The sequence below is a fragment of the Mesorhizobium sp. M0590 genome, assembly GCF_040320905.1.
Classification (GTDB): domain Bacteria; phylum Pseudomonadota; class Alphaproteobacteria; order Rhizobiales; family Rhizobiaceae; genus Mesorhizobium.
The window spans coordinates 474,179-497,537 of the sequence record NZ_JAMYQN010000001.1 but is presented as its reverse complement, the minus strand read 5'-3'; the positions used below and the strand labels follow the sequence as shown (position 1 = coordinate 497,537).

The 23,359-nt window shown below is 62.5% G+C and carries 25 protein-coding genes; 15 read left to right on the top strand and 10 right to left on the bottom strand.

Annotated elements, in window-relative coordinates:
• Nucleotides 1–30: 30 nt before the first annotated feature.
• Nucleotides 31–495 (bottom strand): L,D-transpeptidase, encoded by a 465-nt coding sequence (locus NKI52_RS02510; protein ID WP_352458095.1) that lies wholly within the window; start codon nt 493–495, stop codon nt 31–33.
• 600 nt (nt 496–1,095) lie between these two features.
• Here NKI52_RS02510 and NKI52_RS02505 point away from each other — a divergent pair.
• The gene (locus tag NKI52_RS02505; RefSeq protein WP_352451255.1) at nt 1,096–1,263 is read left to right on the top strand and encodes a hypothetical protein; all 168 of its coding nucleotides are present in this window, start codon (nt 1,096–1,098) and stop codon (nt 1,261–1,263) included.
• Nucleotides 1,264–1,339: 76 nt separating this feature from the next.
• On the opposite strand, the gene NKI52_RS02500 is transcribed toward NKI52_RS02505, so the two are convergent.
• Complete coding sequence (locus NKI52_RS02500; protein WP_292663715.1) at nt 1,340–2,026, bottom strand: response regulator transcription factor; 687 nt, start codon at nt 2,024–2,026, stop codon at nt 1,340–1,342.
• 46 nt (nt 2,027–2,072) lie between these two features.
• On the opposite strand from NKI52_RS02500, the gene NKI52_RS02495 reads away from it, so the two are divergent.
• A complete protein-coding gene (locus NKI52_RS02495) occupies nt 2,073–2,852 on the top strand; it encodes a response regulator (RefSeq protein WP_198023578.1) in 780 nt (259 codons plus the stop codon).
• Between the two features lie 46 nt (nt 2,853–2,898).
• Nucleotides 2,899–4,986, top strand: coding sequence for a PAS domain S-box protein (locus tag NKI52_RS02490; RefSeq protein WP_352574582.1), 2,088 nt, complete (start codon nt 2,899–2,901; stop codon nt 4,984–4,986).
• A gap of 90 nt (nt 4,987–5,076) precedes the next feature.
• On the opposite strand, the gene NKI52_RS02485 is transcribed toward NKI52_RS02490, so the two are convergent.
• On the bottom strand, nt 5,077–5,481 hold the full coding sequence (locus tag NKI52_RS02485; protein ID WP_023678146.1) for a hypothetical protein: 405 nt from the start codon (nt 5,479–5,481) through the stop codon (nt 5,077–5,079).
• A 420-nt stretch (nt 5,482–5,901) separates the two neighbouring features.
• On the opposite strand from NKI52_RS02485, the gene NKI52_RS02480 reads away from it, so the two are divergent.
• Nucleotides 5,902–7,104, top strand: coding sequence for an aromatic ring-hydroxylating oxygenase subunit alpha (locus NKI52_RS02480; protein ID WP_352574584.1), 1,203 nt, complete (start codon nt 5,902–5,904; stop codon nt 7,102–7,104).
• Between the two features lie 11 nt (nt 7,105–7,115).
• Here NKI52_RS02480 and NKI52_RS02475 read toward each other — a convergent pair whose 3' ends face one another.
• The 3 genes from NKI52_RS02475 to NKI52_RS02465 all read right to left on the bottom strand — a co-directional run bounded on the left by NKI52_RS02475 (nt 7,116) and on the right by NKI52_RS02465 (nt 9,090).
• A complete protein-coding gene (locus NKI52_RS02475; protein ID WP_352697070.1) occupies nt 7,116–7,883 on the bottom strand; it encodes a DUF429 domain-containing protein in 768 nt (255 codons plus the stop codon).
• 62 nt (nt 7,884–7,945) lie between these two features.
• A complete protein-coding gene (gene pdxY, locus NKI52_RS02470; RefSeq protein WP_352574585.1) occupies nt 7,946–8,830 on the bottom strand; it encodes a pyridoxal kinase PdxY in 885 nt (294 codons plus the stop codon).
• A gap of 8 nt (nt 8,831–8,838) precedes the next feature.
• A complete protein-coding gene (locus NKI52_RS02465) occupies nt 8,839–9,090 on the bottom strand; it encodes a hypothetical protein (RefSeq protein WP_023678142.1) in 252 nt (83 codons plus the stop codon).
• A gap of 161 nt (nt 9,091–9,251) precedes the next feature.
• On the opposite strand from NKI52_RS02465, the gene NKI52_RS02460 reads away from it, so the two are divergent.
• The 6 genes from NKI52_RS02460 (at nt 9,252) to ppa (ending at nt 13,724) form a co-directional block, all read left to right on the top strand.
• Complete coding sequence (locus tag NKI52_RS02460; protein WP_023678141.1) at nt 9,252–9,896, top strand: LemA family protein; 645 nt, start codon at nt 9,252–9,254, stop codon at nt 9,894–9,896.
• Between the two features lie 167 nt (nt 9,897–10,063).
• Nucleotides 10,064–10,909: a TPM domain-containing protein gene (locus NKI52_RS02455; RefSeq protein ID WP_502897735.1), complete on the top strand. Its 846-nt coding sequence runs from the start codon at nt 10,064–10,066 to the stop codon at nt 10,907–10,909.
• 52 nt (nt 10,910–10,961) lie between these two features.
• On the top strand, nt 10,962–11,804 hold the full coding sequence (locus NKI52_RS02450) for a TPM domain-containing protein (protein WP_352644684.1): 843 nt from the start codon (nt 10,962–10,964) through the stop codon (nt 11,802–11,804).
• A 10-nt stretch (nt 11,805–11,814) separates the two neighbouring features.
• Entirely contained in the window at nt 11,815–12,453 is a 639-nt protein-coding gene (locus NKI52_RS02445; RefSeq protein ID WP_352574587.1) for a TPM domain-containing protein, read from the top strand.
• A 117-nt stretch (nt 12,454–12,570) separates the two neighbouring features.
• Nucleotides 12,571–13,077 (top strand): GNAT family N-acetyltransferase, encoded by a 507-nt coding sequence (locus NKI52_RS02440; protein ID WP_023678138.1) that lies wholly within the window; start codon nt 12,571–12,573, stop codon nt 13,075–13,077.
• A gap of 116 nt (nt 13,078–13,193) precedes the next feature.
• Complete coding sequence (gene ppa, locus NKI52_RS02435) at nt 13,194–13,724, top strand: inorganic diphosphatase (protein WP_352451245.1); 531 nt, start codon at nt 13,194–13,196, stop codon at nt 13,722–13,724.
• Nucleotides 13,725–13,751: 27 nt separating this feature from the next.
• Here the strand turns inward: ppa and NKI52_RS02430 are convergent, their stop codons facing one another.
• Together NKI52_RS02430 and NKI52_RS02425 are read right to left on the bottom strand one after the other, a co-directional pair.
• On the bottom strand, nt 13,752–14,342 hold the full coding sequence (locus tag NKI52_RS02430) for a hypothetical protein (protein WP_352569497.1): 591 nt from the start codon (nt 14,340–14,342) through the stop codon (nt 13,752–13,754).
• Nucleotides 14,343–14,440: 98 nt separating this feature from the next.
• Nucleotides 14,441–15,046 carry a TetR/AcrR family transcriptional regulator gene (locus tag NKI52_RS02425; protein WP_352574589.1) on the bottom strand — a complete coding sequence of 202 codons (606 nt, stop codon included), beginning with the start codon at nt 15,044–15,046 and terminating at the stop codon, nt 14,441–14,443.
• 82 nt (nt 15,047–15,128) lie between these two features.
• Between NKI52_RS02425 and NKI52_RS02420 the strand changes: the two genes are divergently transcribed.
• Entirely contained in the window at nt 15,129–16,412 is a 1,284-nt protein-coding gene (locus NKI52_RS02420) for an MFS transporter (protein ID WP_352574591.1), read from the top strand.
• A gap of 282 nt (nt 16,413–16,694) precedes the next feature.
• Nucleotides 16,695–18,269, top strand: coding sequence for an alkaline phosphatase D family protein (locus NKI52_RS02415; RefSeq protein WP_023678132.1), 1,575 nt, complete (start codon nt 16,695–16,697; stop codon nt 18,267–18,269).
• A gap of 46 nt (nt 18,270–18,315) precedes the next feature.
• Here the strand turns inward: NKI52_RS02415 and NKI52_RS02410 are convergent, their stop codons facing one another.
• On the bottom strand, nt 18,316–18,597 hold the full coding sequence (locus NKI52_RS02410) for a hypothetical protein (protein WP_352451242.1): 282 nt from the start codon (nt 18,595–18,597) through the stop codon (nt 18,316–18,318).
• Nucleotides 18,598–18,795: 198 nt separating this feature from the next.
• Here NKI52_RS02410 and typA point away from each other — a divergent pair, with 198 nt between their 5' ends.
• Both typA and NKI52_RS02400 read left to right on the top strand, forming a co-directional pair.
• Nucleotides 18,796–20,625 carry a translational GTPase TypA gene (gene typA, locus NKI52_RS02405; protein ID WP_023678130.1) on the top strand — a complete coding sequence of 610 codons (1,830 nt, stop codon included), beginning with the start codon at nt 18,796–18,798 and terminating at the stop codon, nt 20,623–20,625.
• A 241-nt stretch (nt 20,626–20,866) separates the two neighbouring features.
• A complete protein-coding gene (locus NKI52_RS02400) occupies nt 20,867–21,613 on the top strand; it encodes a M48 family metalloprotease (RefSeq protein ID WP_352574593.1) in 747 nt (248 codons plus the stop codon).
• 110 nt (nt 21,614–21,723) lie between these two features.
• On the opposite strand, the gene NKI52_RS02395 is transcribed toward NKI52_RS02400, so the two are convergent.
• Nucleotides 21,724–22,350, bottom strand: coding sequence for a DUF1062 domain-containing protein (locus tag NKI52_RS02395; protein ID WP_352574594.1), 627 nt, complete (start codon nt 22,348–22,350; stop codon nt 21,724–21,726).
• Nucleotides 22,351–22,743: 393 nt separating this feature from the next.
• On the opposite strand from NKI52_RS02395, the gene NKI52_RS02390 reads away from it, so the two are divergent.
• Nucleotides 22,744–23,358, top strand: a complete 615-nt coding sequence (locus tag NKI52_RS02390; RefSeq protein ID WP_352569503.1) for a LysE family translocator — start codon at nt 22,744–22,746, stop codon at nt 23,356–23,358.
• Nucleotide 23,359: the final 1 nt, after the last annotated feature.

Here is a 23,359-nt window from a genome sequence, read left to right as displayed (position 1 = left end):
CCTTTTTGTAAGTGATGAGAGCAGCATCGCTCACTTGACGATGACGATGCTGGTGTTGGCCGGGCCGAAGACCTCGACGAGCTGGTAGAAATCGGCGGCGTTGTCCGGATGCAGACGCACGCAGCCATGCGAGGCTGGCTGGCCGAGGCGCTTGATGGCGCTTGTCGCATGTACGGCGTAGCCGCCGCTGAAGAACACCGAATGCGGCATCGGGGCGTTGTCGTATTTCTTCGAATACCACATTTCATGCATGCGGGTCGGCTTGAACGAACCGGTCGGCGTGACGTGCGTCCTGTCGCCGGTCGAGACCTTCCAGGCGAATGTCGGCCGGCCGTCGACCAGGATTTCCATGGTCTGCTGCGATAGCGACACACGCGCGACGATCTTGTTGGCGGCGGCGTGGGCTGCGCCGTTGCCGGCACTGACAAGCAAGGCAGTACCGGTGATCACGGCGGCAGCGATGTTGATGAGCTTGGCGGAAATGGCAGTGTACATGATGTCTCCCCTATTCTGCCGGTCGGGGCCGGCTCAATTCGATGACCGGCTTATCGGGGCGTCATGTTTCCAGCCGATTTCGCTACGTGCTCGTTTGTGTTTCGTTTCTGTTTCCCCTGGTTAACAGAAAAGGTCCGTGCAAAGCAGCTTGCAGTTGCACGACGTCGTCATGACGGTGGCGTGTTTGCCTAGGCGGATCGGCCAAACCGCGGCGCGAATACGCGATTGCCTTTCGTTTGATAGGAATTCACCTGACTCCGAAACCGAGCTGCAACAAAGCGCAGCCTCGGCGGCATGATCCGGATACAGCGAACAGGGTAAGTTGACCTAACGAAAACAGCGGTCAACGAACGATCGGAAGCCAACACTGTTTTCGCTACGGTCTGGATTGGTCTGGACAGTTTCCAGCCTGCGCGTCGACCTGCTCAAGCCCCTCTGGCGGGGGCGGCTTAGGGCCGTTGAGGATGCGCGGCGCCTCCGGCAACTTGCAGCCGAGAGGACCGAAGGCCCGCGCCGCAACGGGGGGCTCCGCTGGCGGCGCGGGCGCTTCGGGGGTTCCCCTGAAGTGCCCGTAAATTCCAATTTTGAGGAACGAACAGCATGAAAACGAAATTCGCCGCTTCCGTGCTTTCCGCCCTGCTTTACGTCCAGGGCCTGCTCGGCATTGCCGGCCTCGCCACCGTGCTGCTGAAGGAACGTGCCCATGCCGGCGAGGTCAGTACGAACAGTGACATGCTGTCCGGCCCGTCGCTTCTCGTGGTGCGCTGAAGAGCATCGGACCCCAAAGTGGAAACCGGTTTTGGGAAAACCCGATGCTCGAGACAAGAGGGTGGCCGTCCTGCCTTCAATCGGCGAATTGCGTCGGCGGATCGAACCGGTAACCCGCACCCCGTATGGTGGTGATGGTTTCGGTATCGAGCTTGCGGCGCAGCCGCACGATGCGCGAATCGATCGACCGATCGAAGGCTTCGGCATTTTCGGCGGGCGCGGCGGCGATGATGTCGTCCCGCGTCAGCACCTTGCGTGGGCTGGCCAGGAACAGCCTGAGCAGCGCCACCTGCCCGGGGGACAGCTGTTCTTCCGTGCCCGAGCGGTGCATGACGATGGCCGATCGGAGATCGACGGTCGCGTTCTCCAGCACGATCAGTTCCCCGGCGCTCCTGCCGCGCCGAGCCAGAAGGCCGCCTACGCGAGCGGCAAGCTCCCTGACATTGAGCGGGCTTTCGACGACGTCGGCGGCGCCGAGTTCGAGCGCCAGAACCTTGTCGACCAGATCGGCCGGGCGGCAGATCAGGATGAAATCCGGTCCACCTTCGCCGCCATGTCGCCTGAGCAGGTCGCGCCCCTCTGCCTGGCTGACGCTGTCGCCGACAACCACGACATCGATACCCTTTTCCGAAAGCAGCGATTCGGCCTCCCACGGCTGTCGCGCCGCGCGGACGTCATGACCGCGCCGCTCGAGATGATCGGCGAGATCGGTCGCAATTACTTCAGCGACGGAAACAAGCGCGATAACGGATCGTGCAGCCATGTTTTTCTACCCCGCATACGGCAACCCAAGAAGAGTGCTGGACATCATGTTTATACCCAATCTACTTTCCGCTGAAAGCGGGAGCGAAAGCATCGTGCGGGCACGAATTGTCATTGTCGAGGACGAGCCCGACCTGAGGGATGCGGTCGCCGAGTATCTCGGCGCCAGCGGCTATGATGTGGCCACGGCCGAAAGTGCGGCGGCGGCGCGCGACCTTTTGGAAACCCAGTCCTTCCATCTGGCCATTCTCGACATCGCCATGCCGGGCGAGGACGGCCTGTCGCTCGGCCGCTGGATGCGGTCGAAAATGCCGATCGGCATCATCTATGCGACGGCGGCCGGTACCGCGCTGGACCGCATCGTCGGACTGGAGCTCGGCGCTGACGACTACATCGTCAAGCCTTACGAATTGCGCGAAGTGCTGGCCAGGGTGCGCAGCGTGCTGCGCCGCGTTCCGGAACCGACCGAGCCACAAAAGGCCAAGGCTGAAACATCCGGCGGCCGCCGGTCCGTGAGCTTCGGACCCTTTCACGCCGATCTCGACGGCAGGCTCGTCACCGGCGCCAACGGCGCGGTCATCGACATGGCCAAGAGCGAGTTCGACGTGCTGGAGGTGTTCCTGACGCGCGCCAACCGGCTGTTGACGCGGGCGGCGATCTCCGAGGCGATCGGTTTCGTCGAGGACCCGGAGTCGTCCCGCGCCGTCGACATCCGCATCATGCGGCTGAGAAAGAAGATCGAGGCGGATCCGGCCAATCCGAAATTCCTGCGCACGGTGCGCGGCGAAGGCTATATCTTCTCGCTGCCAGTCGGGGAAAACAACTAAGGCCCGGCGGCTTGAGCAAGCCACGGCCAGGAAATGACGGCTGACCATGACGGCTGAAACAACACGCGCGGACATGCAGGGCGCCAGGCAGGGCGCGGCGATGGCGGCCGTGCATGTGGTTCGCCGGCTGCGCGAAGCCGGCGACTGGCAACGCGAAATGGAGGGTATTCTCCAGACGCTTTGCGAAGCCATGGATTGTCACCGCGGCATCCTGTTTCGCCTGCGCGAACTGCCCGGCCAGGGCTTCGCCCAGTCGGTCGCCGCTTATTGGATCGCTCCCCGGTTTGGCGGCGAACTGGCGTCACCGACCGTCATCATGCAGTCGGTCGTCGATTCGGACCCATTGCTGGAACGGCTGGCGGAGGACGAGCGTCAAGGCAAGATCTTCGCCGGGCACACACGCGATCTCGAAGGCTTTCTGCGGACCGATTTCGAAAAGCAGAACATCAAGTCATTCCTGTCGGTGTCGGTCTTTTCGCACGGCAATTTGTGGGGCACGCTGGCGGTCAACGACTGCATCCACGAACGCGAATGGACCGACCAGGAAGAGGCGGCGCTGCACATGGTGGCACTCGCCATCGGCGATGCCATCGAACGGTCGCCCTCCGACGCGCATGCCAGCGACGTCATTCGCCGCACCATGCTGCAGGCCTCTCTCGACGCCATCATCGTCATCGACGAGACCGGCTCGATTATCGAATTCAATCCGGCCGCCGAGAAGATGTTCGGCTATCGGCGCAGCGATATCCTCGGCAAGGACCTGCTCGATACGGTCGTGCCGGAATATTACCGCAAGGGCTATGCGTCGGGTGCCGAATACATGTCGGGCCGCGGCGCGCCGATGGTCGGCCAACGGCTTGAAACGGTCACCCAGAATGCCGCCGGCGAGGTTTTTCCGATCGAGCTGACGGCAACCGAGATGCGGGTCGCCGATCGCCAGCTGATCTTCGGCTCCATCCGCGACCTGCGCGACAAGTTGCGGGCCGAGGAGGAAATCAACCGCCAGCGCGAAAAACTGCACCAGAACGAGAAGATGGCGGCAATGGGCTCGCTGCTTGCCGGCGTTTCGCACGAGCTCAACAATCCGCTGGCCGTGGTTGTCGCCCAGTCGACGCTGCTGCACGAATTCGCCGCCGATCCCCAGACCAAGGTGCGCGCCGAAAAGGTGCGCGCCGCTGCCGAGCGCTGCGGCCGTATCGTCAAGAGCTTCCTGTCGATGGTCCGCCTGCACCCGGCCGCACAAGCCGAAACCGACCTCAACCAGGTGATCCGCGCCGCACTCGAAGTGACCGCCTATGGTGCACGGTCGAGCGGCATCATCATCGACACCGATTTCGCCAGCGGCCCGTTGCTGGCCATGGCCGATGCCGACCACGTGACGCAGGTGGCCGCCAACTTCCTCATCAACAGCCAGCACGCCTTGGCCGGCGTTGCCGGCGACCGCAGGATCAAGGTCCGGACGTTTCGCAGCGACCGCGGCAATCCCGGATTCTCGGTCGAGGACAACGGGCCAGGCGTGCCGGAAGCGATACGCTCACGCATATTCGAATCCTATTTCACCACCAAGCCGGTCGGTGTCGGTACCGGCATCGGCCTGTCGATCTCGAAATCGATCATCGAGCGGCACAATGGCAATATCTGGTTCGAGGAGGTTTCGCCGAGAGGTGTGCGTTTTGTCGTGCAGCTGCCGGCGATCGCTGCCGGCGCGGCCGCCGCCGGCGAAGCTCCGTCGCGGTCGAGCGGCTTGCGTCACGCGCTGATCATAGACGATGAGCCGGATGTCGCCGCGTCGCTGTCCGATATTCTGGAGCTGATGGGCATCAAGTCGCGGGTCGTGCCGGCCTGGGTCTCGGCCGCCGCGACGCTGAGCGGCCATGTGCCGCCGGACATCGTGTTTTCCGATTTGCGCATGCCCGGCACCAGCGGCATAGCCGCCTATCGCGAGCTACTCGCCGAAATGCCGGGTCTGGCGCGGCGCTTCGTGCTTGTCACCGGCGATCTGATCGGCGCGAAAGGCGAGATCGAAGCGCTGCCGGCTCAGCAGCGACCGCCGATCCTCGAAAAACCGTTCAGCACGCTGGATGTGCGCGGCGTGCTCTCGGCCATTGCCGAGCAGGCCGCTCTGGGCGGCTAGACTCCGCGATCTCGCCCCGGAAGAAAAAGGCTCCCGGCCGACATTGCGGCGGGAGCCTGACTGGAGTGCTGGAGGGCGCTCGCAAAAAAATCAAAAAACGTTCGGCGTATCAGCCAGCGGGGCGGCATTGGCGATCATGCGGACCGGTCGTGCCTTGCCCGACTGGGCAGCGATGACGCGCAGGCAATCCAGGCTCTCGGCGCCCCAGGCCTGCCCCTTGCAGGCAAAATCGATCTCCGGCATCGGCAGGCGCGCCGTCTTGGTGGTGGTTGTCGCGCCGTCGATGAGGTTGGCCGGCGGGTTCAGTGAGGCGAAGGCCGGACCGACGGTCGGCGTCAACGCCATGCCGGCAAATGCGGCAGCCGCCAGCAGCATGAACATCGCCATCGGATGATCACTGGCGCGCTGGCGCAGCGCCAGCTTCGGGCGCCGGTCGTTACGCTGGGGACCCTGCTGGCGAAGGTCGGTATCGGTGATCTGGATTTTCGTACGCATCGTCGTTTCCTTCGGTCTTCTTCTTTTCCCTGTTGAAACGAACTTAATCGCACCTTGTAACCGGCCAACGATGATGGATTAACGATTGTGTAACCGGCATGAAACCAAGCCCGCGGCCATTCCTGGGCAAACCGATCCGGCGTAGCTGGCAGCACCGGTGGCATTCTGTGCTCGTTTTCCGCTACCCACGGCACCAGATCCACGTCGCTTTTCCAGGCCCACAGAGCGTCGAGCGCTCAACAAGTGTAAGGGGATTAACGTCTGGAATTCCCGGGATTTTCCCGGCTTCGATCGTTCGGACTGGGCTCTCGAATCCCGCTTGATTTCCCGTCAAGAATTCTCTCCATTTTCCCAAACCATTGCATTTCAACGGAAAATATGCTTTTATTGAATGAGCATTCAATAAATAAAGAGCCTTTTATGAACCCGCATCTGCGTGACGTGGCAATCCCCAACGATTGGGATCGGCGGGGGCTGCCTGGCTGGAGCTATCATTCCGACGCCTTGCTCGAACTCGAGAAAGAGCACGTCTTCCGCAACCATTGGCAGATCGCCGGCCATGTCTGCGACGTGCCGAACGCCGGCGACTATCTGACGATGGATGTGGTCGGCGAGCGGGCGCTGATCGTGCGCGGCAAGGATGGCGTTGTGCGCGCCTTCAACAATATGTGCCGCCACCGCGGCAGTCGCGTCGTTGCCGACAGCCAGGGCACTTGCAAGAATGCGCTGGTCTGCCCCTTTCATGGCTGGGTCTACAATCTCGACGGCACGCTGCGCGGTGCTGCCCGCCCCCGTTCCTTCCCCGACCTCGACAAGACCGAATTCGGCCTGATGCCGCTCGAGCTCGAAATCTGGATGGGCTTCATCTTCATCCGTTTCCGCAAGGGTGGGCCGCAGCCATCGGTGGCCGAGCTGTTGAAGCCGATCGAAGCCGAGATTGCCCATTACGGCGTCGCCGAGATGGTGCCGTCCTGGGGCATCTGGACCCAAAAGACGCCGGTCAACTGGAAGTCGGTGCGCGATGTCGACAATGAAGGCTACCACGTCGCCATGGCGCATCCGGCGCTGCAGGACCTTTACGGTGCGACCTATTTCGACGAGCCGTTCGTCAACGGCGTGTCGCGCTCGTTCGCCACCTACAATCCGTATGCCGGACGGCGCTGGAGCGTCGCGCAATACATCAAGCTCGCACCCGAGGCGAAGCACCTGCCGGAACACCTGCGCAAGGCCTGGATCTACTACGGCATCTTCCCGAACAACGCGCTGTCGATCATGCCGGAATCGGTGCAGTTCTATCAGGAATTTCCGCTGTCGACGGGTGAGACGCTGCTGCGCGGCGCCATCTACCGCTATCGCGACGAGACCAGGGAGCAGGCGGCAGCCCGCTACCTATCCTACCGCATCGACCGCGACACGCTGGCCGAGGATGTACAGCTTTCGATATGGTCCAACGAATCCATGCTGTCCGAAGCCTTCGGAGGTTTTTACCTCTCCGATCTCGAATATGGCGTGCGCACCCACCACGACCATTTGCGCAAGCAAGTTCCCGTGCTCGGATTGGAGACCGCGCCCGAGGAGAAGGATATGTGGGCACTCAACGAGGCGCTCAGATCACGCTCCTGACGCCCTGGTCCTCAGGCCCAAATGGCGACGGGAATGCCGAAACGATCGGCGAGCGGCGGATCCGGAAACGGCATTGCCTCGCCTTTGACGATGCGTCCGGCAACCAGCATCATCGCAGCGGCATCGAGGAAATCGTCGGCGGCCGCGCCGCGCGGCGGCGCGTGGTCGAGAAAATCCTGGCTATAACCATGCCGGGCAAGCAGCGCCTTGCGTTCGGCCATGCCGGCCGGATTGATGTTGCCCCTGATCTTCTTTGGCAGGCGCATCGCCCGGTCGCCGTTCAGTTTGCAGAAGGCAACTTCCGGATGCGATTCGAACACGCGGCTGCGTAGTTCGGGGCGCGCGATCAGCAGCGAATCGACCTCACGGATCTTGGCGAAGATGCCGAAGGCCTGGATCGAGACACCGCGCGGCGGATCTGAGGTCGTCTTGGCTACCTCACTTGCCTTGCGATGTGCGGCGTACCAGGCGTCGACCTTGGTGAAGGCTTCGATCTCCGCGTAGAGCGCGGCGCGGGAGGGGATGGCAAAGACACTGGACTGCCGGGCCCCAAGCAGCGGCCGCACCAGCGCCTCCGGGCCGCGACCGCCTCTTTGGGAGAAATCGGGCAGGCCGATTGGCATATCGACCGCTACCAACGAGTCGGCGGGCAGTCGGTCGAGCAACGCCGCGAAGCTTGGGAAAACGGCTGTCGACGGTGCCGCACCGGGATCGCGGCGGACGGCTATCCAGCCGGCCTTGCAACCGTCGACGCCGACAAGCACAACACCCCAGGGCATAACATCGTCGGGCGCAACATCCTTGGGCGCACCATCCTGGGGCACGGCGTCTTCGGCCTGCGTCACGCCCGGCGGTCCCGTTCCGGATGCAGGAGATGGCGAAGCTGCACCATCGCCATCGGGTGCGACAGGCTCTGGGCATCGGTCTCGAGCTGCAACTCGTCGCCGCCGCGCTTGGCGGTCCGCGCCAGGATCTCGTAGACCGCCGCCGTGGTCGATTGCAGCGCCTTGGCGGCCGGCTGGCCGGACAGGATCCGCGCCAGGTAGACGGCCGCCGTCAGGTCGCCGAGCCCATTCGGCGGCTTGTCGATGAGCCGGTGTTCGGCAAGCAGCGCCTCCCTGCCTGTGAGCAGCAAATTGCCGGTGCCGCCGGCCATCATCGCCGGCGCCGAAGTGACCAACATGGCCGGTGGGCCGGCCTGCAGGGCTGCAGCCATTGCCGATTTCAGGTCTGGCAGCGGCGCTCCGGCCATCCATTCCAGCTCGTAGCGGTTGGGCGTGGCGATATCGGCGATCGGCATCAGCCGGTCGCGCATGGCGATTGAGGTCGGCTCAGGTACGTAGAGCCCGCCCGAATCGCCCATCACCGGATCGCAGATATAGAGGGCGTCCGGCGTCTTCGCCTTCACTGCGCCGACCAGCGAAGCGACGGCTTCGGCCTGGCCAGCCTCGCCGAGATAGCCGGACAGCACGGCGCCGACCTCGCCCAGCCACGGCGCGCGCTCGAGGTCGGCCATCAGCGCCTTGAACTGGTCCAGCGGCGGCACGATGCGGGTGGCCCGGCCATGGCCCGGATGCCAGGGCAGGATGACGGTCGGTACCGCCCAAACCGGAAAGCCGAGCGTCTCCAGCGCAAAGACAGCGGCACGGTTGCCGACCGAGCCACGGGCGACATGGCTGGAGACGACGATGACCGCGCGCGGCGCCTCGGTTTTTTCGGCACTCATTGATTTTCCTAACTGCCCCTGGTGACGAAAAGCACGAGCCAGATCAACAGGCCGATGGCAATAAGCAAGCCCGCTGCCCGACCGATGCGAGTGCCCCAATATTCGATCGGATCCGACCGGTCGGCATCGGCCGCGGTGACGTGGTCGCGCGCACCTTTAGTGGTTCGCGCGAGGAACGAGGTGCCGCCCGGGTCGGTCTCGCGCGCCACCCGTTCGATGATGCGGCGCGATTCCGCGTCGCTGTCGTGGCGTTTCGCCATGGTGATGTCCCGTTTTATGCCGAGCTTAACCCGTTCGCCTCGTCTGTCACAGGGCCCGACGGCGAATGGCAGAAACCAGTAACACTTCTCGGCCGAAGTCATTTTCTTACGCAAGGATTGTGCTAATGCTTCGCCTGCCAATGCTATCGAGGGGACTTATCATGCTTGCCCAGCGCCTTTCTTCGCCGCCAATCTTTCGTAATTTAGCTGCGTTCCTGGTCATGGCCGTCATGCTGCCGCTGCTTGCCGGCTGCGGCTACAACACCATTCCGACGGCTGAGGAAAACGCCAAGGCCGCATGGAGCGAGGTGTTGAATCAATACCAGCGCCGCGCCGATCTCATCCCCAATCTGGTCAACACGGTCAAGGGCTACGCCGCGCACGAGAAGGACACGCTCGATGCCGTGGTCGAAGCGCGCGCCAAGGCGACGCAGGTGACCGTGACGCCGGAAACGCTGAACAATCCGGAAGCCTTCAAGAAATTCCAGGACAGCCAGGCCGGCCTGACCAGCGCGCTGTCGCGCCTGCTGGCGGTGGTGGAGAACTATCCCGATCTCAAGGCCAACCAGAACTTTCTGGCGCTGCAAGCACAACTCGAAGGCACCGAGAACCGGATCACGGTCGCCCGCCGCGACTATATCCAGGCAGTGAGAGAGTACAATCTGACGCTGAGGACCTTCCCGTCGGTGATCTGGGCGACCTTTTGGTTCCGCGGCAACCAGCCGTTTGCGAATTTCACCATCGAGGAGGATAAGATGCAGCCGCCGAAGGTCGATTTCGGCACCAACACCACGCAAGGCGGGTGAAGAACAGCCGGTGAGCGTGGTCCCTATTGGCCTTGCACTCCGTAGCGCCCCCCTCTGCCCTACCGGGCATCTCCCCCTCAAGGGGGGAGATTGGCAGCTTTGGCCTCACCGCCCATCCTGCAACGTTGGAGATTGGCGAAAACAGCCGTGACAGCCGATCTCCCCCCTTGAGGGGGAGATGTCCGGCAGGACAGAGGGGGGCGCGACAGAACGCCTGCCTGGCCTTCCTGCTCGTCTTCCAAAGCCTTCTCCTCCTCCTCCCTGTCATCGCCTTCGCCGCCGACCTGCCAACCCTCACCGGACGGGTCGTCGACAATGCCGGCATCATCGATGCCGCGACCGAGGCGGCGCTGACGCAGAAGCTTGCCGAGTTCGAGACCAAAGGGTCCGACCAGATCGTCGTCGCGACCATCCCCAGCCTCGACGGCGAGGAGATCGAGCCTTACGCCAACCGGCTGTTCCGCGCCTGGAAACTGGGCCAGGCGAAGGAGAACAACGGCGTCCTGCTTCTGGTGGCGCCGAACGACCGCAAGATGCGCATCGAAGTCGGCTATGGGCTGGAAGGCACGCTGACCGACCTGCACACCAAGCTGATCATCGAAAACGACATGGTGCCGGCCTTCCGTGCCGGCGATTTCTCCGGCGGCATCAGCAAGGCCGTCGACGACATGATCATGGTGCTGGAAGGCAATCCCGAAGAACTGGAGGCGCGCGGCGAACGCAACCAGCAGCCGCCGTTCAACAGCGACGATCTGTTCTTCACGATCTTCATAGCCATCTGGGCAATCATCTTTTTCGGCGGCCTCGCAGCCTCCATCCTGCCGCCGATCTTCGGCCAGAAGATCGGTCCCGGCCGCTATCGCTGGCTGGGCATGACCTTCGAGCCAAACCGGCGGTCGTCCGGCGGCTGGTCGGGAGGTTCCGGCGGGGGATGGTCGTCGGGTTCAAGCGGTGGCGGGTTTTCCGGCGGCGGCGGTTCGTCCGGCGGCGGCGGCTCCTCGGGAAGTTGGTGACGAGATGACAAGACACGCCATCAGCCCGGTGGAATCCGGCCGTTTCATCAAAATGATCGGCACCGCGCTGTTGGCCATGGCGGTGCTGCTGGTCGGCTTCGCGGCCTTCGCCGCCGCACTGCCGGCACTGACCGGACGGATCGTCGACAATGCCGGCATCATCGATGCCGCGACCGAGGCGGCGCTGACGCAGAAGCTTGCCGAGTTCGAGACCAAAGGGTCCGACCAGATCGTCGTCGCGACCATCCCCAGCCTCGACGGCGAGGAGATCGAGCCTTACGCCAACCGGCTGTTCCGCGCCTGGAGACTCGGCCAGGCGAAGGAGAACAACGGCGTCCTGCTTCTGGTGGCGCCGAACGACCGCAAGATGCGCATCGAGGTCGGCTATGGGCTGGAAGGCACGCTGACCGACCTGCACACCAAGCTGATCATCGAAAACGACATGGTGCCGGCCTTCCGTGCCGGCGATTTCTCCGGCGGCATCAGCAAGGCCGTCGACGACATGATCATGGTGCTGGAAGGCAATCCCGAAGAACTGGAGGCGCGCGGCAAGCGCAATCCGGCGAATGACAATCCTGTCGATCCCATCTTCATGCTGTTCATTGTCCTGTGGGCGACGATGTTCTTCGGCGGCTTGGCAATGGCGTTCCTGCCGCCGATCTTCGGCACGAAGCTGTCGCCGGGCGTTTACAAGTGGCTGGGCATGACGTTCCGCTACGGCCGTGGGCCAGCTTCGTCATCCTCCGGTGGCGGTGGCTGGACGTCTGGGACCTCGTCTGGCAGTGGCTGGTCGTCTGGAAGTTCCGGCAGCGGTTGGTCGTCTGGAAGTTCGGGCGGCGGGTTTTCAGGCGGCGGCGGTTCGTCCGGCGGCGGCGGTTCTTCAGGAAGCTGGTGAGACATCAATCATGGCAACACGACCGATCAGCCCCGAGGATCATGAGCGCATCGCCGATGCGATCCGCGCTGCCGAATCAAAGACCGACGGCGAGATCTACTGCGTCGTGGCGCATGCCAGCGACGGCTATTTCTTTCCGGCCGCTTTCATGGCGATGCTCGGCATGCTCGTCGTCAGCCTCGCCGTCGGTTATGGGCTGGAAGCCTGGTGGCTGTCGATCCGCTTGCCGCATTTCGTCATCGCCGAGCTTCTGGCGGTTGCCAGTGTGCTCATCCTGTTGTGGGCATTGCCGGCATTGCGCATCCATTTGGTGCCGAGGCGGCTGCGCTACCAGGCCGCCCACGCCAATGCGATGAAGCAGTTCCTCGCCCGCAACGTCCACCGCACCACGGCGCGCACTGGCGTGCTGGTGTTCGTCTCGATTGCCGAGCGCTACGCCGAGGTGGTCGCCGACAGCGGGATCGATTCTCGTGTCGGCCAGCATGTCTGGGACGGTGTCGTCCGCGACCTTACGGCGCATGCCGGCGACGATCGGCTTGCCGAGGGGTTCGTCAAGGCGATCCAAGCAGTCGGTGCGGTACTGGCCGAACATTTTCCGGTCTCGACTGGCGACAGCAACGAACTGGACGACCATCTGGTCGAGATTTGATCTCGCCAAAAGCGGTTTCGCAGCGTCTCAAGGACGCACCGTCCGGCTGTGTGAAAGCATCGTGGCGGTTGACCGGACTCTTGCAATCGGGCGCGGCGGGTTTATGGTTAACTAATCATGAATACGCTGAGCATCGACATCAGGAAAGCCGAACCGCGCGATGCAGCCGCCATCGCCGACGTGCATCTCGAGGCCTGGCGCGGCGCCTATTCGGGCATCATCCCACACCGCACGCTGACATCGATGATCAACCGCCGCGGCGCCGACTGGTGGGCGAATGCCATTCGCCGCGCTGCCACCGTCCTGGTCGTCGAAATCGGCGGCAAAATTGCCGGCTATGCGACGATCGGCAAGAACCGTGCCCGCGAACTCAGGCAGCAGGGCGAGATCTACGAACTTTACCTGCGGCCGGAATATCAAGGCATCGGGCTCGGCAGCCGGCTGTTCTCGGCCGCGCGGGCACGGCTGGCCGACCATGGCCTGAAAGGCATGGTGGTCTGGGCGCTGGAAGACAATCAGAACGCACTTGCCTTCTATGCCGGCGCCGGTGGCCGCGATGTTGCCGAAGGCGTCGAGATATTCGAGCAGAAGGCGCTGAAGAAGGTCGCTTTCGTCTGGGAATGACGGCCAGCGCATGATCCGGCCGGTTTTCGGTTCGGACGATCTCCCCGTACCATTCGCCGCATTGCACCATTCGCCGTCGCCCGCTATCGATCTCCAATCGAGAGAGGGATAAAGCGATGCGTATCGAAGCGATTGCCAGCGGAAAGAACCCGCCCGAGGACGTCAACGTCATAATCGAGGTGCCGATCGGCGGCGAGCCGATCAAGTACGAGATGGACAAGGAAGCCGGCACCCTGTTCGTCGACCGCTTTCTGCACACGTCGATGCGTTATCCCGGCAATTACGGTTTCGTACCGCATACGCTGTCGGGCGACGGCGACCCGATCGACGTGCTAGTCTGCAACACGCGCGCGCTGGTGCCAGGCTGCGTCATCAATGTGCGGCCGATCGGCGTGCTGGTGATGGAGGACAATGCCGGCCAGGACGAGAAGGTGATCGCGGTGCCTTCACCCAAGCTGACCTTGCGTTACGAGGACGTCCACGAATACACGCAATTGCCCGACATCACCCGTCAGCAAGTGCAGCACTTTTTCGAGCACTACAAGGATCTCGAACCCGGCAAATGGGTCAAGATCGAAGGCTGGTACGATGCGGCCTATGCCAAGAAGATGATCGTCGAGGCAATCGAGCGGGCCAGGCGCAAGTAATTGTCGGGCGCAAATAATCACAAATAATCAGTTGTCGACGCGGCCGAAAGCGGGCGCGTCGCCAAGCACCTCACGCTTGTCCTTGCCGCAGGCGAAGGTGCGTGCCTTCTCGTCGGCAAGCTTGCGCGCCTGATCGTTGGCGGCGGGATTGCCGGTGGCGAGCACAAGGCCGATCGTGCAGCCTTCGTGGGCGTCAGGCTGGGCAACCTTGGCGACGATCAGCACTTCCGTCGACTTGTTCTCGCCCTCGGTATCGCTGATCGAGCGACGATGAATGACGGCGAAGGGAATGGCAGTTTTGCCGTTGGTTTCGATCCGCCACTCGACTTTGGGTCCAGCCGAATTGAGGCCGGAAAAGCTTTCCCAGACCGTGGTCATATCGCCAGGTGGAAAGCCGTAGAACAGCGATTCCCGCGCATCGTCGTAGGAAACCAGCACCGGGTAACCGCGGTAGCCCGAACAGGCGAGATCGGCCCAGTCCCCGTCGCCTTCTTCCGCTTGGGCATAGGTGACGCAGTCCTTCTCCCAATCGAGATCGGTATAGACGCTGGATATGTCGCCGGCCCGGGCCGCCTGGCAGAAACCGGCGAGGGCAAGCGGGATCAAGAGAGCGCGCATGGCGGAACAACTCAGTTCGGGGGGCGCAGCGTACCGTCAAATTTAGCAGCAGCCTAGAGGAAGTCAGGCTGCGCACAGTGGTCTGGTAAAACGGAACACTATTTCTTCAAACTTGCCTCTATCAGAAGATCGGCGTTGCGGGCCACCGACTGCGCCGGCCCGCCGACACCGAACAGCTGGCCGCTGATATAGGCGCCCTCGATCAGGAGCAGCAGCCCGTCGCCCAGCGTGTCGGCGTCGCCGGCGCCCATCTCTGCCGCCATGGCACGCAAGCGCCGGCGCAATTCCTGCTTGTTGGCCTCGCTCACCACACGGGCCGGATGGCCATGTTCGGGATATTCGACCGCGGCATTGGTCATGCCGCAGCCGCGATAGTCGGGCTTTTGCGTACGCTTGCCGACACGCGTCAGGAAGGCGACGATCTGCGCGCGCGGATCGCCGGGATGGGCATTCACCGCCTCGTCGAAGCGCTCCCAGAATTCGAGGTCATAGTGCCGAAGATAGGATGCGGCCAGCTCATCCTTGGACGGAAAGCTGCGGTAGAGGCTGGGCTTGGTGACGCCGGCACGCCGCACGATCTCGTCGACGCCGATCGCCCTGATGCCTTGCCGGTAGAACAGGTCTCGCGCCACCTGGAGAATCCGTTCGGCGGCGCGAGGCGGGGGTGCGTCATTCGCCTTGATCGTTGGTTCAATGCTTTTCATGCCTGGTCTGCCGGTTAGCTGGTTGACAATGTTACCGGTCGGTACGTATGTTTCGCGCTCCCGCAACGTACCGGTCAGTAACATGATAGCTCAATCCCGCCCGTTTGGCCAGCGCTACGCTTTCGTAGTGGTCGCCGTCATCTTCCTTTGCCTGCTGATCGCAGCGGGCCTGCGTTCGGCGCCGGCAGTCATGATGCTGCCGCTGGAGAACAGTTTCGGCTGGCGGCGCGACGTGGTGTCGCTGGCGGCGGCCACCGGCATCTTCCTCTATGGCCTGACCGGGCCGTTTGCCGCGGCGCTGATGGAGCGGATCGGGCTGCGCCGCACCTTGCTTGCCGCGCTGCTGTTGATGTCGGGATCGACCGCGCTCAGCCTGTTGATGACCAAACCGTGGCATCTGCTCCTCACCTGGGGCGTGTTTTCCGGCGTCAGCTCGGGCGCCGTCGCCACCGTGCTCGGCGCGACCATCGTCAACCGCTGGTTCAAGACCAATCGCGGCTTGGTGATGGGACTGATGTCGGCGTCCAGTGCCACCGGGCTGCTGGTCTTCCTGCCGCTGCTCGCCTCGCTCGCCCAGTCGGGCGGCTGGAAGCCGGTCGCCATCGCCATTGCCGTGGCCACCGCCTGCCTGGTGCCGCTGGTCTATATGCTGGTGCCGGAGCGCCCGGCGTCGATCGGCATGGTCCGCTATGGCGCCGATGCCGACGACGTGCCGCCGGTGCCGCCAGCCTCGCAAGGCAATTTCCTTTCGCACACGCTGAGCACGCTGCGCCGCGCCGCCGGCACGCGCGTGTTCTGGTATCTGTTCGCCACTTTCTTCGTCTGCGGCTTCACCACCAACGGGTTGGTCGGCACTCACCTGATCGCCTTTTGCGGCGATATGGGCATTGGCGAAGTGCAGGCTGCAGGCCTGCTCTCGATGATGGGCATCTTCGATCTTATCGGCACGACGCTGTCGGGCTGGCTCACCGACCGTTTCGACCCGCGCAAGCTGCTCGGCGTCTATTACGGTATTCGCGGCCTGTCGCTGATCTATTTGCCCTATTCCGGCTTCTCGGCGACCAGCCTGATCATCTTCGCCGTGTTTTACGGACTGGACTGGATCGCCACGGTGCCGCCGACGCTCAGGCTTTCCAACGAGGCGTTCGGCGACCGCAGCGGGCCGATCGTCTTCGGCTGGATCGTCGCAGGCCATCAGGTTGGCGCCGCGACAGCGGCCTTCTTCGGCGGCACCATGCGCGAGCTGCAAGGCAATTACGAGCTTGCCTTCATGATAGCAGGCATGACCGCGATTGCCGCCGCCTGCATTTCGCTGCTGATCAACACCAGCCGCCAGGCGTTCGACCCGGAACCGCAAGCGGCTTAGGGGTGCGCCAACGGTGCGGCTTTCCCTTCTCCCCTTGTGGGAGAAGGTGGCCGAGCGAAGCTCGGCCGGATGAGGGGTGTTCCAGCTTGGAACCGCCGGCACTCCGTCCAGCACCCCTCAACCGTCTTGGCGCTGCGCGCCAATCCACCTTCTCCCACAAGGGGAGAAGGAAAGAGCTAGCGCTCCTGTTGGTTGTTACGAAACCTTCATCGTTTCGAAATGTGCCTGAAACATTGAAGCTGGAGCTTGGCGGCGACGTTCAATGCCATCCAGGAGACAGCCATGAACAAGATTTCGATGACGCGGCGCGCTTTCGTCACGTCGGCCAGCGCCGTTGGCCTGGTCGGCGCCTCGGGCCTGGCGCTTCCCTATTACTCGCGCGCCAATCAGCGCCCGGCTTTCACCCATGGCATCCAGTCCGGCGACGTCGACGCCACCAGCGGCATGGTCTGGACACGCACCGACCGGCCGTCGCGCGTCATGTTCGAGGTGTCGCCGACCGAAAGCTTCACCAATGCCGTCCGCCTGGCGCCGCTCGATACCTCGCCGGCCAGCGATTATACGGTGAAGCGGCTGCTTACCGATCTCGCCTCCGACCAGGACATCTTCTACCGCATGGTCGCGGCCGATCTTGCCGACATCAACGCCGTTTCCGAGCCGGTCGTGGGCCGCTTCCGCACGGCACCTGCCTCGAAGCGCGACATTCGCTTTGCTTGGTCGGGCGACACCGCCGGCCAAGGCTGGGGCATCGACGAGACCGGCATGAAGACCTACGCCACCATTGCCAAGCACACGCCCGACTTCTTCCTGCATTCGGGCGATACGATCTATGCCGATGGTGCGATGAAGGACGAGGTCGACCTGCCCAACGGCGGCAAGTGGAAAAACAAAGTGCTGATCGACGAGAAGCGCAAGGTTGCCGAGACGCTGGACGAATACCGGGCGCAGTGGAAATACAACATGATGGACAGGCATGTGCTGGCGCTCAGCGCCATCTGTCCGACCTTCTATCAGTGGGATGACCACGAGGTGCTGAACAACTGGTCGGACTCGAAGGACCTGAGCGCCGACGATCGCTACACTGAAAAATCCATCCATGTGCTGACGGCACGTGCGGCGCGCGCCTTCCACGAAATGACGACGATCCGTTACGAGCCGTCGGAGCCCGGCCGCGTCTACCGCAAGATCGCCTATGGTCCGCTGCTCGACGTGTTCTTCCTCGACATGCGTTCCTACCGCGGCCCCAACGGTCCGGATATGCAGGAGACGATGACGCCGCAATCGCGCATCCTCGGTGAACAGCAGATCAAATGGCTGAAGCGTGAACTGGCGAATTCCAACGCAACCTGGAAAATCATCGCCGCCGACATGCCGCTCGGCCTCGTCGTCTGGAACGACGGCACCAAGAAGGTAGGGGCCGAGGCGGTCAGCAATGGCGACAATGGCCCGGCCAAAGGGCGTGAGCTGGAAATTGCCGACCTTCTTCGCTATATAAAGAATGCGGGTATCAGCAACACTGTCTGGCTCACCGCAGACGTGCATTACACAGCCGCGCATTACTACAATCCGGACAAGGCGCAGTTCCAGGACTTCAATCCGTTTTGGGAATTCGTTTCGGGTCCGATCCATTCCGGCACGTTCGGGCCTAATGGTTTCGATATGACATTCGGCCCGGAGCTGAAGTTCATAAAGGCACCAACTGCCGAACAGGGTCAAAACCTGGCGCCTTCGGCCGGCCTGCAGTTCTTCGGGCTCGTCGAAATCGATGGCGCCACCGAGCAGTTGACGGTGCGGCTGATGGATCGCGACGACAGCGAACTCTACAAGGTCACGCTCGATCCGGTGCGGTCGGCGTGAGCGACGGCGCCACTACCCTCGGGCCAGCCCGAGGGTAGGGCGTATATCAATCGGGATAGCAGACGACGGGAATGTTGGGCCAGACGGCGCTGTCGCATCCGGCATTTTGCTGCCGCTGCTTGAAGGCGGCGCTGACCGGCCCGGTCACCACCGGATCGACGCCATCGGGAGCATCGGCAAAAAGCTGCTCCGCCGACGGCTTGTCGGACGGCAAAGCAGACCGCGTCTCCTTGAACGACGCCGCCGACTGCGCCGCGCCGGCCGCGAGGAGGACGGCGAGCGCGGTACATGCCAAAATCGGCCGGAGTTTGATGCCTATCTCGATCATGAAATTCGAACTGTCCGGACCATGAAAGGTTCCGCCTTGGTTAATAATTCCACTTCACACCAAGACATTTAAGATTTGGTGACTTTATTTGGTGGCTCGCCTCCTCTTTCGCAATTGCGAAAAACCCTGTATGAGCCGCCCAACCGAAAGAGGCAGCGCCTTTTGGCCTGCTGCCTGCAACGCTCCCGAGACCGAAACATGAAAATCCGCAATATCGCGATCATCGCGCACGTCGACCATGGAAAAACCACCCTTGTCGACCAGCTTCTGAAACAGTCCGGCTCGTTCCGCGACAACCAGCGCGTCGCCGAGCGCGCCATGGATTCGAACGACCTCGAAAAGGAACGCGGCATCACCATCCTGGCCAAGGCGACCTCGGTCGACTGGAAGGACACCCGCATCAACATCGTCGACACGCCCGGCCACGCCGACTTCGGCGGCGAGGTCGAGCGCATTCTGTCGATGGTGGATTCGGCCATCGTGCTGGTCGACGCCGCCGAGGGGCCGATGCCGCAGACCAAATTCGTCGTCGGCAAGGCGCTCAAGGTTGGACTGAAGCCGATCGTCGTCATCAACAAGATCGACCGGCCCGATGCCCGTCACGTCGAAGTGGTCAACGAGGTGTTCGATCTTTTTGCAGCACTTGACGCCACCGACGAGCAGCTCGACTTCCCTATCCTTTATGGTTCAGGCCGCGACGGCTGGGTCTCGGAAAACCCCGAAGGTCCGAAGGACCAGGCTCTGGCGCCGCTGTTCGACCTCGTCATCAAGCACGTGCCGGCGCCGACCGTTCATCCCGGCCCGTTCCGCATGATCGGCACCATCCTGGAAGCCAATCCGTTCCTCGGCCGCATCATCACCGGCCGTATCGAATCCGGCACGCTGAAATCCAACCAGGCTGTCAAGGTGCTGCACCATGACGGCACCCAGGTCGAAACCGGCCGCATTTCGAAGATCCTCGCTTTCCGCGGGCTCGAGCGCCAGCCCATCGACGAGGCGCAGGCGGGCGACATCGTCGCTATTGCCGGCCTGTCGAAGGGCACCGTCGCCGACACCTTCTGCGACCCGTCGGTGACGGAACCGCTGCATGCGCAGCCGATCGATCCGCCGACCGTGACGATGTCGTTCCTGGTCAATGATTCGCCGCTGGCCGGCACCGAAGGCGACAAGGTGACCAGCCGCGTCATCCGCGACCGCCTGCTGCGCGAGGCCGAAGGCAATGTCGCGCTGAAGATCGAGGAATCGCCGGATAAGGATTCGTTCTTCGTCTCCGGCCGCGGCGAATTGCAGCTGGCCGTGCTGATCGAGACGATGCGCCGCGAAGGTTTTGAGATCGCCGTGTCGCGGCCGCGCGTTGTCATGCAGAAGGGCGACAGCGGCGAATTACTGGAGCCGGTCGAGGAAGTCGTCATCGACGTCGACGAGGAGCATGCCGGCGTCGTCGTGCAGAAGATGTCGGAGCGCAAGGCCGAGATGGTCGAGCTTCGCCCTTCGGGCGGCAATCGCCAGCGCATCGTCTTTCACGCACCGACGCGCGGATTGATCGGCTACCAGTCGGAACTGTTGACCGACACGCGCGGCACCGCTGTGATGAACCGGCTGTTCCATGCCTATGAACCTTACAAGGGTGAGCTGCCGGGCCGTACCAACGGCGTGCTGATCTCCAACGAACAGGGTGAATCGGTGGCGTACGCCATGTGGAACCTGGAAGACCGCGGCCCGATGGTCATCGACCCCGGCGTCAAGGTCTATCAGGGCATGATCATCGGCATCCATTCCAGGGACAACGACCTCGAAGTCAACGTGCTCAAGGGCAAGAAGCTGACCAACATCCGCGCCGCCGGCAAGGACGAGGCGGTGAAGCTGACACCGCCGATCCGCATGACGCTGGAACGCGCGCTGGCCTGGATCCAGGACGACGAGCTGGTCGAAGTGACGCCGAAGACCATCCGCCTGCGCAAGCTCTATCTCGATCCGAACGAGCGCAAGCGTTTTGAGAAGTCGGCGAAAGTGGTCGGCGCGGCGTAAGAGCTTTTATTCTGGGCGGAATGGAGGGGCGAAACACGCGTTCCTTCCCGCTGAGCGGACACGGCTTGTCGCCAGAAGGAATGTGGCGCCGGCCGCTCAGTGTCTCTTCAGAGGCTACAGCGGAGTCGTCGCAATACCATGATATTTTCGCTCTCTCCTTCTTTGTCACGGTAGTTTAGCTGTGGGTAAAGGCGGGGAAACGGGTGTGGGAAATGCCGTTCTGGCTTTCGTCCGGAGCCTTATGCAAGATGACATGCGGCGAAGGCTCGTTGCTCACAAGAATCTTGTTGGATTTGGCAATGCAGTATTGCCAGCGATCGAGCACGAACTTGCAAGGATCGATCTAGGCAAGGTTTCCCATCACGAAATCGCAACGCTTGTGGCGGGCCTCGCTACTGCTCTGCACGATATCAACGAAGACGCATCCCGACGATATATGTCGGCTTCGCTCGCAAGACCGATAACTCCCCTCATGCGAGCTGCGCTCCGCAGCATCGTCCGCTTTGCAATGGACGACTGGCGGCGGTCTTCGGTCGGCGGCATCATTGTTCTGGAGCATGGCAAGCTCGACAGTCGCTTTGAAGCCTCTCGGCACGTTGGCCGCTGGCTGGCAAATGTACCTGAAGCCGATCTGGTTGGCATTTCGCGAATCTACATAATCCCGGAACCTCCCGAGCCCGAATTCGCCGGTACCTACCTCCAGGCGGTATCGGTCATCGAGATTGTCTGGCGACGCCCATCCGAGCACAGGATTGGGAACGTAGTTCGGAGATTCATGATCGAGAAAACGCTCTATCATGAGGTAGGACACCACGCGCTGCAGCATGTCGAATCTGGACAGGATCCTGATCAGGAACGGCAGGCAGACCGTTACGCATGGAAAATGATGCGCAAGGCACATCCCAATCTATCGATGCTTACTCTTCCCTTGCGATTCCTTGGCGCGTTTCACCGAAGGAAAAATGCCAAGGATTTGGAAACAGCTTAGGATTGCGTTTCGGGAAATCGGCGAAAGTGGTCGGCGCGGCGCAAGTTTCTTTCTTGTAGTCTACAACAACGAGGGAAGGGAGCACTCGTGTGCTCCCTTCCCTCGTTGTTTCATCCGCCGGCAGCCGAGATGATGGCTTCCCGGTCGGGCTCGCCGACGAGATAGACGCGGATCGTCGTTCCCGCTCGAGCCGGCTTGCGCAAGGCTTTGCCCCCGTCCGGACCAATGACCAGCAATCGTTTCTCTTCCCAAACCTGTAGCCGCGATCGCGGGACACCGAGTTCGCTGGCCAGCAACCGGTCGAGCCGCAGCGTTGTCGGCATTTCGAGCCAGAGCTGAAGTTCGAGAGCGCTGGTATTTTCCGGCCTGTCCCCGAGCACCTGCTTATGAACGATGGCTTCAGGAAACTCCTCGACGCGCCCGATCCTGCTTCGCAATGCGGCAACATCGAAGGCATGGCGCCGCGCCAGGACCGGATCGTTGCTTTCGAGCGCCTGCAATATTGCCGGTTCGATATCGCGGCGGCTGCAGCGCTCCAGAATGCCGAAATTCCAGGAATTGTCGCAGTCGATGCAGCGGTAGATCAACCAGGCGTCAATGCGCTTGCCATTGGCATTGACGCGGAATTTGCCGCTGCAGCGATAGGCTTTCAAGCTGCCGCAGCGATTGCAGTTGAGGTGAGGTCGAGGTGCGGTCTTGGGTGTGATCGCCCAGCGGATACGCAGTATCGAAGGCATGCCGAAAAGCCCTTCCCGTCGGGAAGTTCGTCAGATCGGCGATATCGAGAACCCTTGCGGGCACGGCGTGGCGAGAGACTGCGGCAGTCGGAAATCAGGTGTCGCGGGTGGTTATGCGCGACAGCGGTTCAGCAGTGCCAAACCGGTCTCGAACCGCCACCCGAGGAACACATGATGTGAAAACAGGCATCGCGACTGCGACGCCCTGCTCTGTGTTGGGGGAGTTGACGAGACCGGCGGTTACGTAGGCAAAGTGAAGCTCGGAAAAGATTTCGGAACGACATCTCTAGCCGTGAGGTGCCTGGCCGACAAGCCTTCTTTCGGTAGACGCTACCGTCGCCGGAACAGTTGGGTTATGTTGAACGACCCAAACATTTCAAACGAGACCGCGTCATGCATTTCACGTCGCTGCTGATTTTTGCCGGCGCCCTGCTTGTTGCAGCCGGCTCGCCCGGCCCATCGATCGCCGCTCTTGTGGCGCGGGTCATCTCGAAAGGGTTTCGCGACGTGTTTCCGTTCCTGCTTGCCATGTGGATCGGCGAAGCGATCTGGCTGTCCCTGGCGGTGTTTGGCCTCGCCGTGGTGGCGCAGACGTTCCACTTTGCCTTTGTCGTCGTGAAGTGGGTCGGCGTCGCCTATCTCGGCTGGCTGGCCTGGAAGATGTGGACGGCACCGGTCGAGGCCAAGGAAGGCGCGCTGCCGCGCGAAGATTCGCCCGTCAGACTGTTCTTTGCCGGCATGGCGGTGACGCTCGGCAATCCCAAGATCATGATGTTCTACCTGGCGCTGCTGCCGACCATCATCGACCTCGGTTCGGTCAGCATGATCGGCTGGGTCGAGCTGACCGCGACCATGGCCGTTGTCCTGGTCGCTATCGATTTGACCTGGGTGCTCGCCGCATCACAGGCGCGCAAGCTGCTCAAAAGCAAGCGGGCGATGAAGATCGCCAACCGCGTCAGCGCCGGAACCATGGCCGGCGCTGCGGCGGCTATCGCGGCGCGGTCCTGAG